Here is a 14,252-nt window from a genome sequence, read left to right as displayed (position 1 = left end):
TCATGGGGGAAGTAATTGTAGTCACCTCTGGTAAAGGTGGAGTTGGTAAGACTACTACCACAGCCAACATCGGAACAGGGCTGGCGGTTATGGGCAAGAGAGTGGTATTGGTGGATACGGACATCGGCCTGCGCAACCTGGACGTTGTGATGGGGTTGGAGAACAGGATTGTTTACGATATCGTGGATGTGGTTTCCGGCAACTGCCGCCTCAAGCAGGCGTTGATTAAGGACAAGCGGTTTGAGGATCTTTTTCTTCTCCCGGCGGCCCAGACGAAGGACAAGACGGCGGTATCGGAGCAGCAAATGCAGGAGTTAACGGGCCAGTTGAAAGAAGAGTTCGATTATGTCATTGTTGACTGTCCCGCCGGGATTGAGCAGGGTTTTAAGAATGCCATCGCCGGTGCCGAAAAAGCTTTGGTGGTGACTACGCCGGAAGTGGCGGCCGTGCGGGATGCGGACCGGATTGTTGGTTTGTTGGAGGCGGCCGGATTGAACGATCCGAAGCTGATTATCAACCGGATTCGCCCCAACATGGTGAAGAAGGGCGACATGATGGACATCGATGATATGATTGAAATTCTAGCCATAGACCTCATCGGCGTAGTACCCGAGGATGAAACCATTGTCATTTCCACCAACAAGGGAGAACCAGCGGTGCTGGACCAAAGGTCAAAGGCCGGGGAAGCTTATCGTAATATTGCCAGGCGTATTACCGGTGAGCATGTCCCCCTGATGAATCTGGAAGCGGAAGGATTTTTCAAGCGGCTGCGCCGGTTGTTTGGTGCGGGCTAAAGTCAACACGAAGGGGGAGCGGACGTGTTAGAATTCATCCTGCGAGCTTTGGGTCTGAAAAGAGATCAGTCCACAGCCAGCAAGAATACCGCCAAAGAACGGCTGCGGCTGGTTTTGGTACAGGACCGGGCGAGCATGTCACCGGCTACTTTGCAAGCCCTGAAAGAGGATTTGATCCGGGTCATTTCCGAGTATATGGAAATCGATCAAACCGGTTTGGAAGTGAGTTTTAATAGCGATGACAATGCAGTGGCACTTGTGTGCAATATCCCTATTTTGAGGCTGAAAAGAAATGTCAAGGAGCAAGAGACGGTATAATTTTTGCCCCTTTTGATAAGGGGTTTTTTTCTTTATAATGGTCACTGGGGAGGTGAAACCGTGTATATCGAAAAAAAACTGCTGAAAAACTTGGATTTCCTCCTGATTGCGGTCATCCTGGCCATTTTGGCTTTCAGCGCCGTAGTGGTATCCAGTGCCTCCCAATCGGTGATACCGTCGAAACCGTATTATTATGCCCAGCGGCATTTGATGAATATTGCCCTTGGCTTAGTAGGCATGTTTGCGATTCTGGGCGTCAATTATGTCCAGTTCGCCCCGAGGCAAAAACAGATCTATGGGCTCATGGTGTTTCTGCTGGTCATCGTGCTGGTACCGGGCATCGGCCATACCAGCAAAGGAGCCCAGAGCTGGATTGACCTGGGGTTTATGCACCTGCAGCCGGCCGAAGTGGCAAAACTCTTGTTTATCATGACTTTTGCCCAGTTCTTGGCGGACCGGCAAAATGAGCTTAAAACTTTCCGGGATTTTTTGCCTACCTTTGTTTATGTGGCCGCCCCCATGGCCCTCATCATGCTGCAGCCGGATATGGGTACGGCGATGGTGTTTATCGGAATCTATTTCGGCATGATGTTTGTGGCCGGGGCGAACCTGCGGATCCTGCTGGCCCTGGGATTTGGCGGCTTAATTTTTGTCATCGTGGGAGTATGGTTTCACCTGAACGTTTTCGAGTGGCTGCCTCTTAAGACCCACCAAATCCAGCGCTTGCTGGCCTTCATTGACCCGTACAACGACGGCAAAGGAGGATTGGGATTCGGGTACAATGTCATCCAATCCATCGTGGCCGTCGGCTCCGGGGGCCTGTGGGGCAAAGGCTGGGGTAAGGGGTCCCAGGTGCAGGGGAACTTTTTGCCCGAGCACCACACTGATTTCATTTTTTCCGTTCTCGGTGAGGAATTCGGTTTTGTCGGGGCGGCCCTTTTCTTGCTCCTTTATCTCTTGCTCATTTACCGTTTACTGCTGATTGCCTTTCATGCCAAGGATATGTTCGGCTGTTTGATCGTCGTCGGCGTAGTTTCCATGATCCTGTTTCACCTGTTGATCAACGTCGGCATGACCATCGGCATCATGCCGATTACCGGGATCCCCCTGCCTCTCTTCAGTTACGGGGGCAGCAGCATGCTGGTCAATCTCACCGCCCTGGGGTTGGCCTTAAACGTGGGGATGCGGCGGCAAAAGATTCTCTTCTAAACACCGGTTGACCCCGGCCGGGACAGGAATGTTTGCATATTTTGGTAAGGACCGAATATATTACAGTAGAAGAATTGCCTGTCCTAGGGGGGTCCAAGGTGAAAGATACCTGGCGGGATTTAGAAGACATTTGGAATTCCGAGGATTACCGCCACCGCAGTATTGACAGCTTTTTCGAGACGGGTCACCGGCTGCCCCGCTTCCTAAGCAAGCGATGGGTTTGGCAAAGCGGCGTCGTGGTCATGCTGTTTTTCTGCTTGCTGTTCATTTTTCAACTGGAAAGCCCGCAAGCCCTGGTCGTGCAGGAGAATATTCGCTATGTCCTGGCGGCGCGGGAGAGCGATATGTCGCCGGTACTGGAAGCCATGGCCCGTTACGGTGTGTGGCTGGATCCCTTCGACAATCAGGTGCTGTACAAGAACTACCTGGAAGTGGGAGCCGGTACCGAGGAACTGCTGGCTATTCCCGTGTCGGGCAAAGTGGCCAGGGGTTTTGGCCGGCAAAGATCTCCCATTGATAATTCGCCGGTGTTTCACAGCGGCATCGACATTCTAGCGGAACCGGGGGCGCCGGTGCGGGCTACGTTATCCGGGGTAGTCGTCCGGGTGGACCAGGACCCTTACCTGGGGCGCGTGGTGGAATTAGACCATGGACGAGGTTTAACCAGCCTCTACGGGAACCTGGGGGAAGTGCTGGTGGACGAAGGCCAGGTGGTGGAGCAGGGGGCCATCATCGGCAAAGCCGGCGGCCGGGCCCCGAGCCATGTGAAAACAATTCATTTTGAGGTGCGGGAAAAAGGAGAACCCGTTGATCCATTGTCGCGCATGGCTCCGGTGAAGACCAGTATCTAGGAGTAGGTGTTGGATGCGGTTCGGCAGGCTGTTCGGCATCAAGTTCATCATTAATGACTTTTTTATTCTCCTCATGCTGGGTTATGCTTTGTTAGGGGTCTTAAAGGAGACCCTGCTTCTTTTTGCCCTGGTGACCATCCATGAACTGGTGCATTTGCTGGCGGCCCGGCGTTTCGGTCTCAAACCCGGGGAGGTGGAGATTTTTCCTTTTGGGGGAGTGGCCCGCATCGACGGTATGCTGGAGCATTCCCCCAAGGCGGAAATCCTGGTCAGCCTTGCCGGGCCTGCCTGCAATCTGCTGCTCTATGGTCTGGGCAGGCTCTTTTGGCCCTGGCTGGCCGCCTGGCCCCTGGGGGAGCTGTTCCTGCAAGCCAACCTGATGCTGGGGGTTTTTAACCTCCTGCCCGCCCTGCCCCTGGACGGGGGACGGGCATGCCGGGCTTGGCTGGCCAAGTCCATGGGCTTTTACCGGGCCACCGACGGGGTACTGAAGCTGAGCAAGGGGCTGTCGGCGGCCGTCGGCATATGGGGGTTACTAGGAATTTTCTTAGGGACCAGTAACCTCCATACCCTTTTTATGGCGGCGTTCCTGTACGGTGCCGTCTTGAAGGAAGAGAGCCGTTTCATTTATATCTTCATCCGGTATCTCATCCACAAAGGGGAGGAGTTAAAAAGGCAGGGGGTCCTGCCCGTCAAGCAGTATGTGACCACTGAAGGGATCACTCTGGGGGAGGTGGCGGAAAAGCTGACCCCCGGCTATTATCACCTGGTCTTGGTAATGGGAAAAGGCGGCCGGGAATGGCATACCCTGTCGGAGCATCAAATCGTACAGGCCTTATTGGAGCATGGCAAGTACCTTCCCCTTGGCAAGCTGGTCTCCTAAAACTGCCCGGCAAAGGATTTGGGGTATCCCATGTAGAAGTTTGTGCTAAAATTGGATAGACTAGATTTGAGTGAGGATCAAGCGGCAGGAGGAGTTATATGCGGCAATTGATAGAAGACCGGTTGCTTCCCCAGGTACTCAAACCGGCCCGGTACTTGGGAACGGAATGGAATGCGGTACATAAAGACTGGGACAGGGTGCCGGTGAAAATGGCTTTTGCCTTCCCTGATGTGTATGAAATAGGGATGTCCCATTTAGGGCTGCAGATCATCTACGGTTTGGTCAACGGGGGGGACGATTTCCTCTTGGAGCGGGTTTTTGCCCCCGGTCGGGATATGGAAGAGCTCATGCGGGCCCACCGGGTACCCTTGTTTTCCCTGGAATCCTATCGACCCCTTAAGGAATTTGACGTCATCGGCTTTACTTTACAATATGAAATGAGTTTCACCAATATCCTCAACATGTTGGACCTAGCCGGGATACCTGTGCGAGCGGAATACAGGGGCGAGCAGTATCCCCTGGTGATCGGCGGGGGGCCTTGCGCCTCCAATCCAGAACCCTTGGTTCCTTTTTTTGATGCCTTTCTTTTAGGGGACGGGGAAATACTTTTGCCGCAGTTCCTGGATTTGCTGAAGAGTTGGAAGGACAAGCACGGCGGCATCCCGGACAAGGAGCAGTTCCTGCTGGAAGCGGCCCGCCTCCCCGGCGTCTATGTGCCGCGCTTTTATGATATCCGGTACGGGGAGGACGGGTCTATCGTGGAAATCCGCCGCAACCGGGCGGGTGTGCCCCCGCGCGTGGCCCGGCAGGTGGTGTCGGACCTGGACCGGGCTTATTTTCCCACCCATCCCATCGTTCCTTACCTGGAGACGGTGCATGACCGGGCCATGTTGGAGGTGCTGCGGGGCTGCACCAGGGGATGCCGTTTCTGCCAGGCAGGGATTCTTTACCGCCCCGTGCGGGAACGGGATCCGGAACTCTTGGCCCGGCAGGCGGAGGAGCTCCTTAAGGCCACCGGCCACGAGGAGATTTCCCTGACTTCCCTCAGCACGGCGGATTATACCTGCCTGGAACCGTTAATCAAGCTGTTGATGGACAAGTACCAGGGAACAGGCACCAGCGTTTCGCTGCCGTCCCTCAGGGCGGATGCTTTTTCGGTGCACCTGGCCAAGGAGCTCCAGCGGGGCCGCAAGTCAGGCCTTACCTTTGCCCCGGAAGCAGGCACCCAGCGGCTGAGGGATGTGATCAATAAAGGGGTGAGGGAAAGGGACTTGATGGAGGCGGTGACCGCCGCTTTTGAAGCGGGGTGGACCGGGATTAAGCTCTACTTTATGCTGGGGCTGCCCACCGAGACCAGGGAAGACCTGGACGGCATTCGGGACCTGGCGGAGAAAGTGATGGAGGCGGGACGGCGGATCAGCAAGGAGCAGGGCAGGACGAAAAAAGTCCGGGTCACGGTCAGTGTTTCTACCTATGTGCCCAAGGCACACACCCCCTTCCAGTGGGAAGCCCAAATACCCTTGGCAGAAGTCAAGGCCAGGCAGCATTACTTAAAATCCATCTTGAAGAAAGGCATTACCTATAATTATCATGACGCGGAATTAAGCTTCCTGGAGGCCGTCTTCGCCAAAGGCGACCGGCGTTTAGGAGAGGCTTTGGAGCGGGCTTGGGAATTGGGCTGTAAATTTGACAGCTGGCGGGAGCATTTTTCCTTTGCCAGGTGGATGCAAGCTTTCCGGGAGACCGGCATTGATCCTGCTTTTTATGCCAACCGGCCCATTCCCTTGGAGGCGGTGCTGCCCTGGGAACACCTGGATATGGGCGTCAGCAAGCGGTTCCTGCTGCGGGAGCGGGAAAAAGCCTTTCAAGGAGTTTTGACCCGGGACTGCCGGGAAGGCCGCTGTACCGGTTGCGAGGTATGCGGCGGCTTCGGGGTGGATCTGGTGCTGAAGGGAGGGAAGGGCCATGCTGGTCCGGCTGGAGTATAGTGTCGGCAGCCAGGTGCGGTTCCTTTCCCACCTGGATTACTTGCGCCTGTTTGCCCGGGCCCTGCGCCGGGCCGGGCTGCCGGTAGCCTATTCCCAGGGATTCAACCCCCATCCCAAGCTGGCCTTTGGCCCGCCCCTGCCGGTGGGTGTGACCAGCAGTGCCGAATATTTGGACTTGGAACTGGCGGAGCCCGTTCCCCTGCCCGGATTAATGATGCAGCTGGGACAAGCGTTACCTGAGGGCATCCGGGTAAAAGAGGCCAGGGAAATAAAAGGCAAGGTCCCGGCTCTGATGGCGGTGATCGAACGCGCCAGGTACCGGGTCACGGTGCCTTTGCCGGAGATGGGGCCGGACCTGCCCTGGCCCGAGACGGTGGCCCGGTTACTGGCGCGTCCCAGTATCGTCATCTCCCGCCGGACCAAAGCAGGAGAACGGCCGCAAGAAATCCGCCCGGGCATTTTCAGCCTGGCCGCCGCGCCGGGAGAAGGGGCGGTAGTCTTCACCATGGATTTGCAAATCGGCAGCCGGGGGGCCGTCCGCCCGGAGGAAGTAGTCCAGGCTTTACGGGAACTGGAAGGAGTACCTGTTACCGGAGCCGTGAAGATTCACCGCCAGGGGCTGTTTGCCCTGAAGGGGCAGCGCCTGGTCACACCCCTGGAGATCCTGTAAGACGTTGGGAGTGGACCCGATGGAGCGTATCATTTTAATCCAGTCCGGGTTTCAGGAAAAGAGCCTGGCCGTGGTGGAAGACGGTAAAGTGGTCGAGTTTCATGCGGAAAAGCTGTACCATGAAAAGCTGGTAGGGAATATTTACCTGGGCCGGGTGGTAAATGTGCTGCCCGGCATGCAGGCGGCTTTTGTGGACCTGGGTCTGGGGCGGAACGCTTTGCTGCACGCCGGTGACGTTCACCTGCCCCGGTCGGAAGCAGGGTTTACCCCCGGGAAGAGAAAACCGGGGATTTCCGACCTGGTGAAAGAGGGGCAGGATATCCTGGTCCAAGTGGTAAAAGATGCCGTGGGGGCGAAAGGCCCCAGGATCACCACGAAAATCGCCCTGCCGGGACGGTTTCTGGTTTTCATGCCTTACCAGCACAACTTGTTTATTTCCCGCCGGATCCGGGATGAGGCGGTGAGGGCGGAACTGCAGGAAATGGCGCGCCGGCTTAGGAAGGACGGCGTGGGGCTCATTGTGCGCACGGTGGCCCAGGAAGCGGGATGGACGGAACTGCTGGCCGACTACCGGGAACTGGAAGAATTGTGGCACAGTATCCGGGAGAAAGCGAGCCGGGCCCGGAGTCCCGCCGTGATACACCGGGATGCGCCCTTATTGCCGGCTTTGTTGAAGGACCTGGTGGCCAGCGACGTGGACCGGATCCTGGTCAATACGCCCCAGGTGAAAGAAGAAGTGAAAGGTATCGTGAGCACCTGGGCGCCCCACCTGGCGGACCGGGTGGTACTGCAGGAGACGGATTTGCTGGAATTGTTCCATGTCCACACCCAGCTGGCCCAAGCATTGGGCCGCAAGGTGTGGCTCAACTGCGGCGGCTACCTGATCATTGACGGGGCGGAAGCCCTCACGGTAATCGATGTCAATACCGGTCGTTTTACCGGGACCACCAACCTGGCGGAAACGGCGTTGAAAGTCAACCTGGAGGCGGCGGCGGAAATTGGACGGCAGTTAAGGCTGAGAAACATTGGGGGCATGATCGTGGTGGATTTCGTGGACATGCCCGGGGAAAAAGACTGGGAACAGGTGCTAGAGGAACTGGAACGGCAAGCCCAAAAGGACCGGGTGAAAACCCAGGTGCTGGGCTTGACCAAGCTGGGGCTGGTGGAAATCAGCCGCAAGAAAACTAACCGGAGCCTGGCCGGGCAGTGGCTGAGTAACTGTCCTTACTGTAAAGGGCACGGTCGAGTGTTGAAAATCCAGCGGGTGGCCGGGCAGGCTTTGGAAAAACTGTTTCAACTGGCTCGTACCGTTAGTTCTCCTTTGATTGCCGTTCATTTGAATACTCAGGTAGCCCTGTTTTTCCTCCAGGAACCCCTGGCGGAGTTGGAAGCCCAAACGGGTAAAGAGATCCTGGTGGTGGGGCGGCCGGGCTGCCACCGGGAATACATCCACTTGGAACCGGCGGGCCCGGCAGCGGTAGACCGGCTGTTTTTGCCCTTTGAAGCAGGGCAGGTGGTCAGGTGGAAAGGGGTGACCCCTGCTTTTCTGGCGCAGTACGGTGTGCACCTGGTGGAGGAGAGAGGGGAAGCGGAGCCGGAGGCAGGCTGCAGCTTGGAGATCGTCCACGTCGACGCTGCCGGAGTCCAAGCAAGAAGATTATAAGGAGGACGAACAGATGGCAACGCAGGAACTGGTGGAGTTAGCCCGGCAGTTGATCCGGATCAAAAGTGTCACCGGTGCGGAACAAGAGCTGGCCGGGTTTGTCCGGGATTACATGCTGGAGAGCGGGTATGATGAAGCAGTCATTGATGAGGCCGGTAACGTGATCGGGGTCATCCGGGGCCGGGGCGGCACGAAGCTCCTGTTTGACGCCCACCTGGATACGGTGGGTGCGGGTGATGCATCGGCCTGGACTTATGACCCCTTTGGCGGCGAGGTGGCGGACGGGAAACTGTACGGCCGGGGAGCGGCGGATATGAAAGGAGCCCTGGCGGCGATGCTTTATGCCGGGGCCCAACTGGCGCACTGCCCGGAACGGCCCTTCGGCGATATTTACATCAGCGGCACCGTCTCGGAAGAGGTGGCGGAAGGACAGTGCTTCGAACTGGTGCTGGACCGGGTGCGGCCCGATCTCGTCATCATCGGGGAAGCTTCGGAGCTGAACTTGAAAATAGGCCAGCGGGGCAGGGCGGAGATATTGGTCAGGACCACCGGCAAGTCCGCCCACTCCTCCAATCCGGCACTGGCGGTGAATGCCGCGGAACACCTGGCGGACGCGATCCGGGCCCTGCGCCGGGCGAAGTTGGGCCATGACCCCCTTTTGGGGGACGCCATCATGGTGCTCACGGATATGATTTCCCATCCTTACCCGGGTCAATCGGTGATACCCTATGCGGCTCTTGCCACTTACGACCGGCGGCTGCTGGTGGGGGAAACGGAAGAAGGAATTTTGGCAGGCTTGCAGGAACTGGTAACCGGACTCAGGGAAGAAAACCCGAACCTACAGGTATCTTTTGAGATTGCCGCCGGGGAGCACCGGACCTATACGGGCTATCAATTTCTCAATAAGCGGTTCTTCCCTGCCTGGCAGCTGCCGCCGGAACATCCCTACGTCCGGCAAAGTCTAACCGCTTTACGGGCAGCCGGGCTGTCCCCGCAGGTTTCCGCTTACCGCTTCTGCACCAACGGCAGCGCCAGCATGGGAAAAAGAGGTATCCCTACCATCGGCTTCGGCCCCGGCCATGAGCACCAGGCCCATATCGTTGACGAATTCATTGATTTGACGGAACTGGAACAGGCCATGCTGGGCTACCGGGCTCTGATGGGCTGCCATTTTGTATCCTTGACATGAGTTGTGGATTGTGATAGATTATTCGTTGGATCGTTTAAAACCGCTTGAGCCAGGTTTCAAGCGCATGGGCCACCTGGGTTCAGCGAGTCTTTACGAGGAGGTAAGTCTATGTACGCAATCGTGGAAACCGGCGGTAAGCAGTATCGGGTTAGCCAAGGGGACGTCATCCGCGTGGAGAAATTGGCCGCCGGGGAAGGAGAAGTAGTCGAACTGGATAAGGTGCTGTTGATTGCCGGCGAGCAAGGAGTGAAGGTTGGCAATCCCTACGTGGAGGGAGCCAAAGTCACCGTTAAAGTCCAAGGCCACGGCCGGGGCAAAAAGGTGATCGTCTTCAAGTACAAGCCCAAGAAGAATTACCGCCGCAAGTACGGTCATCGCCAACCTTATACGGAAGTAGTAGTGGAGAAAATTCAAGGCTAAACCATGATCACCGTAGAGCTTTTCTATGATGATCAGGAGAGCCTGCGGGCCTTTTGTGTAAAGGGTCATGCCGGTGCCGCGCCCTACGGCCAGGACATTGTTTGCGCCGCCGTTTCCGTGCTCAGCCAGGCGGCGGTCATCGGTCTCAGCCATTTTTTGTCCAAGGCACCGGAAACGGAGATCAAACAAGGCTGGCTGCGCTGCGTCCTGCCTGGTGATCTCAGTGCCAAAGAGGAAGAACTGTCCCAAGTAGTGTTGAAAACCATGGAATTGGGATTGAAGGCGTTAGAACCGGATTACGGGAAGTATTTCAAGATCCACAAGAGGAGGTGGACACGATGATGAGAATCGATCTACAGCTTTTTGCGCATAAAAAGGGTGTTGGCAGCTCCAGAAACGGCCGGGACAGTGAAGCCAAGCGACTGGGGATCAAAAGGCACGACGGTCAGGTGGTGGCTGCCGGCAACATCCTGGTGCGTCAAAGAGGCACCAAGATTCATCCCGGCGTGAACGTAGGATTGGGCAAGGATCATACCTTGTTTGCGTTGGTGGACGGCGTCGTCCGCTATGAGAAGAAAGGCCGCGATAAAACACAAGTCAGCGTTTATGCTGAAGCAGTCATGTAGTTGAAAACCGCCGCAAGGCGGTTTTTTGCATAGTTGCCAAAGAGGCAAGCCGTGTTTAGACATAGACCGGAAGGGCTTTTGAGACCCGGGAGGATGAAAATGCAAACCTGACGTCTGACGGCGGAAGTCTGACCACCGCTGTTGACGTCACCGGCCACTGATTAATACCGCTTGTTATGGCTGCCGTTGGAGTATGAAAGAGGGACGGGAGCGGTGGGGCTACACCAGTCTCAGGCCGAGCTCCCCGGCATAGGCATAGGCGGCTTCATATTCCCGGCGGGACAGCCTCTTTGACAGCTCCGGATAGCGATGGGCCTGGTGGGCCGGGTAGTACTGGTCCATCAAGTTGACCAGGCAGTCCGGGGAGAGCTCCTCTTTGATGAAACGGAGGACTGCCTTCGTATCTGCCAAACCGCCGGGCAGCACCAGGTGCCTGATAAGGAGGCCCCGGTAAGCTAACCCGCCGGCATCCGTTTTTAAGCCCCCCACCTGGCGGTCCATTTCCCTTAAGGCTTTTTGGGCGATTTCAGGATAGTCCTTGACTTGCGAGTATTTTAAACCCCGTTCCAGTTGAGCATATTTAATGTCAGGCATATAAATGTCAATGACGCCGTCAAGCAAAGCCAGGGTCTCCAAGCTCTCATAACCGCCGCAGTTGTAGACCAGGGGCACGGTTAAACCTTGTTCGGCGGCCAAAGCCACCGCTTCGAGAATACCGGGGACGAAATGGGTAGGGGTGACCAGGTTGATATTGTGGCACCGGTAATCGTCCTGCAGCTTGAGCATGATGGAGGCCAGTTCTTGAGCGGACACAGGGGTTCCGGTGCCGCCGAAACTGAGATCCCAGTTTTGACAGTAAACGCACTGCAGGTTGCAAAACCCGAAAAAGATGGTGCCCGATCCATGGCGGCCTACCAGGGGAGGTTCCTCGCCGAAATGAGGCCCGTAGCCGGCCACCACAGGCCGGTGCGGGGCGCGGCAGACCCCCCGTTTTTCTTGCCGGTTCACCATGCACCTATGGGGGCAAAGACGGCACTCAGCCAGGTGCTCTTTTGCCAGTGCAACCCTTCGCTTCAATTCCCCGCCGGACCACAGTTTCCGGTAACCCGGTACCTGTTCCCGCATGGTTCCTCACTCCCGTTTCAGTGGTAGTGGAACAATTAGATGAAGCAAGCCGGCTTTCCTGCCGGACCGGTACGGGCCGGGCCGTGGCTCTGGTTAAAATTACATAGACAATCAAGGAATCCTGTGACAAAAAGAGAAATATTAACCTTACCATGGGGATTACTTAAAACAGAGGAGATGGTGGAAAAGGTGTACGGTCAGGCTGAACACATGATTCAATTGCTGCGGGCTATCAACCATGATTACCTGAATCATTTCCAGGTGATTTCCGGGTACCTGCAGATGGGCAGAGCCCAGCAGGCGTTGCTATACATAAAAGAAACCGTGGCCGCCATGCAACAGCGGAGTTCCTTGTTTCGTTTGACATATCCTACCATTGCCCTGCTCCTGCTGCAGTGGCAGCTCAAGTTTCATGAAAAGGGCCGGATTTTAGGTATTGAATGTGAAACGGATTTGAAGGAAATCAACATGGGCGACCAGGAACTGCAGCAGCTGCTTTCTTCCATCCTGCGCCTGGTGCATGCCGGCAAGACCGGTGCCGGCACGGAAACCTGGGTGCTGAGGATGTGGGATGATCTAGCAGGCTACCGGTTTGAAATCATTTCCCAAGACGCCGCCTGGCCGGGAGAAGACTGGGCGGAGGTGGAGCGGCAAGCCCAGGCGCTAGGTTACGAGGTGGAAATCTTGCAAGACGGCCCGCTCCACACCATCAGGTGTAGTGTACCCAAAAAATCTTCCTGGCTGGTGGCTGAGTAAAGGCGGGAAAAAAGGGTGAAGCTAGGAAATAACCAAATTCACAAGTTAGGAAGTACAAGGTGATGCCATGTTTTACGATACAGCAAAAATCTATGTCAAAGCCGGTGACGGCGGTGACGGCGTGATTTCCTTCCGGCGGGAAAAGTATGTCCCGGAAGGGGGGCCCGACGGGGGAGACGGGGGCCGCGGCGGCAACGTGGTCCTGATTGTGGATGAAGGGTTACGTACCCTGGTGGATTTCAAGTACAAAAGGCATTATAAAGCGGAAAGAGGCCAGCACGGCCGCGGCAAGAACATGCACGGCAGGGCCGGAGAGGACCTGATCATCCGGGTACCGCCCGGTACCGTGGTGAAGGATGCGGACACCGGTGAAGTCCTGGCGGACTTGATTGAGCCCGGCGCCCCGGTGGTAGTGGCCCAAGGCGGGCGCGGGGGCCGGGGGAATGCCAGGTTCCTCAGCAACAAAAACAAAGCGCCCCGGATGGCGGAAAAAGGGGAGCCTGGGGAAGAAAAGTGGCTGCTCTTAGAGCTGAAACTGCTGGCTGATGTGGGACTCCTCGGCTTTCCCAATGCAGGCAAATCCACGTTGATTTCCCGCATTTCGGCGGCCAGGCCCAAAATTGCCGACTATCCTTTTACCACCCTCACCCCCAATTTAGGGGTGGTCAACCTGGAGGAAGGCCGGAGCTTCGTGGTGGCCGATATTCCCGGCTTAATCGAAGGAGCCCACCAGGGAGCCGGTTTGGGACATGATTTTCTCAGGCATTTGGAACGGACCCGGGTGCTCATCCACCTGGTTGACCTGGCCAACTGGGAACGTGAGCCTATTGAGGCTTACCAAATCATCAACCGGGAGCTGGAGCTGTACAGCCGGGAGCTGAGCCGGAAGCCGCAAATCGTAGCTGCCAACAAAATCGACCTGCCGGAAGCCCGGGAGAGGCTGGACGGATTCGTGCAGGCCCTGGGTCCGGGGGTGACGGTAGTACCTATTTCCGCCGTCACCGGGGAAGGGGTGCAGGAACTGCTGCATCAGGTAGCCCGGCTTTTGGAGGAAACCGGTGAGCCGGAACCGGACCAGCCGCCGGAAGTGGCCTTCAAGGAAACTCGTTACCGGGGCGAAGAAGCACCATTTACCATTTCCTTGGCGGAAGGAGTCTACGTAGTCTCCGGCAAGCGAGTGGAAAGACTGGTGGCCATGACGGATTTGGAAAACGACGAGGCGGTGCGCCGGCTGCAGTGGATCTTCCGGAAGATGGGACTGGACGATGCCCTGCGCCAAGCAGGGGCCAAAGACGGAGATGAAGTGCGGATCGGTAAGCTGGTTTTTGATTTTGTTGAGCCCGGGTTCGTGGAGGAATAAGAGATAAAAGGGTAGGTACGGCAGGGAAGATATGATATAATAGTTTAACATTATATTTTAGGAGGTGCAGACTAACCTTTGGTTAGTAAGCCAGGCTTGATTGGAAAACAAAAGCGGTTTCTCAGGGCTTTAGGGACCGGTATCGATCCCATTATCCAGATCGGCAAGGCGGGTATTACGGAGCCCGTCCTGAAGCAGGTGGAAGAAGCCTTGGAAGCCAGGGAACTGATTAAGGTGCGGGTGTTAAACAACCATGAGGATGATCCGAAGAATACAGGCAAGATCTTAGCCGAAAAAACAGGAGCGGAATTAATTCAAGTGGTGGGCCGCAATTTACTGCTCTACCGGCGGTCCAGCAAAAAGTCAATCATAGAATTGCCGTAAGGGTGACAGCGGTGGA

Annotated in this window: 16 protein-coding genes; 15 read left to right on the top strand and 1 reads right to left on the bottom strand. The window is 56.4% G+C overall.

All coding sequences use genetic code 11. The features are described 5' to 3' along the window. Positions 1-2 precede the first annotated feature (2 nt). The 12 genes from minD (at position 3) to rpmA (ending at position 10,611) form a co-directional block, all read left to right on the top strand. Complete coding sequence (minD, locus tag GXX34_09280; protein HHW07701.1) at positions 3-794, top strand: septum site-determining protein MinD; 792 nt, start codon at positions 3-5, stop codon at positions 792-794. A 24-nt stretch (positions 795-818) separates the two neighbouring features. Next, positions 819-1,112 (top strand): cell division topological specificity factor MinE, encoded by a 294-nt coding sequence (gene minE, locus GXX34_09275; GenBank protein ID HHW07700.1) that lies wholly within the window; start codon positions 819-821, stop codon positions 1,110-1,112. A gap of 60 nt (positions 1,113-1,172) precedes the next feature. Further along, entirely contained in the window at positions 1,173-2,321 is a 1,149-nt protein-coding gene (gene rodA, locus GXX34_09270; GenBank protein HHW07699.1) for a rod shape-determining protein RodA, read from the top strand. A 98-nt stretch (positions 2,322-2,419) separates the two neighbouring features. Beyond that, positions 2,420-3,172, top strand: a complete 753-nt coding sequence (locus tag GXX34_09265) for a M23 family metallopeptidase (GenBank protein ID HHW07698.1) — start codon at positions 2,420-2,422, stop codon at positions 3,170-3,172. 13 nt (positions 3,173-3,185) lie between these two features. After that, complete coding sequence (locus tag GXX34_09260; GenBank protein ID HHW07697.1) at positions 3,186-4,055, top strand: peptidase M50; 870 nt, start codon at positions 3,186-3,188, stop codon at positions 4,053-4,055. A 98-nt stretch (positions 4,056-4,153) separates the two neighbouring features. Continuing rightward, positions 4,154-6,043 carry a TIGR03960 family B12-binding radical SAM protein gene (locus GXX34_09255; protein HHW07696.1) on the top strand — a complete coding sequence of 630 codons (1,890 nt, stop codon included), beginning with the start codon at positions 4,154-4,156 and terminating at the stop codon, positions 6,041-6,043. Next, positions 6,021-6,713, top strand: a complete 693-nt coding sequence (locus tag GXX34_09250) for a DUF2344 domain-containing protein (protein ID HHW07695.1) — start codon at positions 6,021-6,023, stop codon at positions 6,711-6,713. Before GXX34_09255 ends, GXX34_09250 begins: the two co-directional genes overlap by 23 nt. Before the next feature lie 19 nt (positions 6,714-6,732). Continuing rightward, on the top strand, positions 6,733-8,376 hold the full coding sequence (locus tag GXX34_09245; protein ID HHW07694.1) for an Rne/Rng family ribonuclease: 1,644 nt from the start codon (positions 6,733-6,735) through the stop codon (positions 8,374-8,376). Positions 8,377-8,389: 13 nt separating this feature from the next. After that, on the top strand, positions 8,390-9,565 hold the full coding sequence (locus GXX34_09240) for a YgeY family selenium metabolism-linked hydrolase (protein HHW07693.1): 1,176 nt from the start codon (positions 8,390-8,392) through the stop codon (positions 9,563-9,565). A 108-nt stretch (positions 9,566-9,673) separates the two neighbouring features. Continuing rightward, positions 9,674-9,985 (top strand): 50S ribosomal protein L21, encoded by a 312-nt coding sequence (rplU, locus tag GXX34_09235; protein HHW07692.1) that lies wholly within the window; start codon positions 9,674-9,676, stop codon positions 9,983-9,985. 3 nt (positions 9,986-9,988) lie between these two features. Continuing rightward, positions 9,989-10,327, top strand: coding sequence for a ribosomal-processing cysteine protease Prp (locus GXX34_09230; GenBank protein ID HHW07691.1), 339 nt, complete (start codon positions 9,989-9,991; stop codon positions 10,325-10,327). Beyond that, positions 10,324-10,611, top strand: coding sequence for a 50S ribosomal protein L27 (gene rpmA / locus GXX34_09225; GenBank protein ID HHW07690.1), 288 nt, complete (start codon positions 10,324-10,326; stop codon positions 10,609-10,611). The genes GXX34_09230 and rpmA overlap by 4 nt, the downstream gene beginning before the upstream one ends. Before the next feature lie 219 nt (positions 10,612-10,830). Here the strand turns inward: rpmA and GXX34_09220 are convergent, their stop codons facing one another. Beyond that, positions 10,831-11,736, bottom strand: coding sequence for a radical SAM protein (locus GXX34_09220; protein ID HHW07689.1), 906 nt, complete (start codon positions 11,734-11,736; stop codon positions 10,831-10,833). Positions 11,737-11,946: 210 nt separating this feature from the next. Here GXX34_09220 and GXX34_09215 point away from each other — a divergent pair, with 210 nt between their 5' ends. The 3 genes from GXX34_09215 to yhbY all read left to right on the top strand — a co-directional run bounded on the left by GXX34_09215 (position 11,947) and on the right by yhbY (position 14,236). Then, positions 11,947-12,492 carry a hypothetical protein gene (locus tag GXX34_09215; GenBank protein HHW07688.1) on the top strand — a complete coding sequence of 182 codons (546 nt, stop codon included), beginning with the start codon at positions 11,947-11,949 and terminating at the stop codon, positions 12,490-12,492. Positions 12,493-12,559: 67 nt separating this feature from the next. Further along, positions 12,560-13,852 (top strand): GTPase ObgE, encoded by a 1,293-nt coding sequence (gene obgE, locus GXX34_09210; protein HHW07687.1) that lies wholly within the window; start codon positions 12,560-12,562, stop codon positions 13,850-13,852. A 96-nt stretch (positions 13,853-13,948) separates the two neighbouring features. Then, a complete protein-coding gene (yhbY, locus tag GXX34_09205; GenBank protein HHW07686.1) occupies positions 13,949-14,236 on the top strand; it encodes a ribosome assembly RNA-binding protein YhbY in 288 nt (95 codons plus the stop codon). Positions 14,237-14,252 lie beyond the last annotated feature (16 nt).

It is taken from the genome of Clostridia bacterium (assembly GCA_012840125.1).
In the GTDB taxonomy this organism is placed as follows: Bacteria; Bacillota; DULZ01; order DULZ01; family DULZ01; genus DULZ01.
The sequence above is the reverse complement of the archived record's forward strand: the minus strand, read 5'-3'. Positions and strand labels throughout refer to the sequence as shown.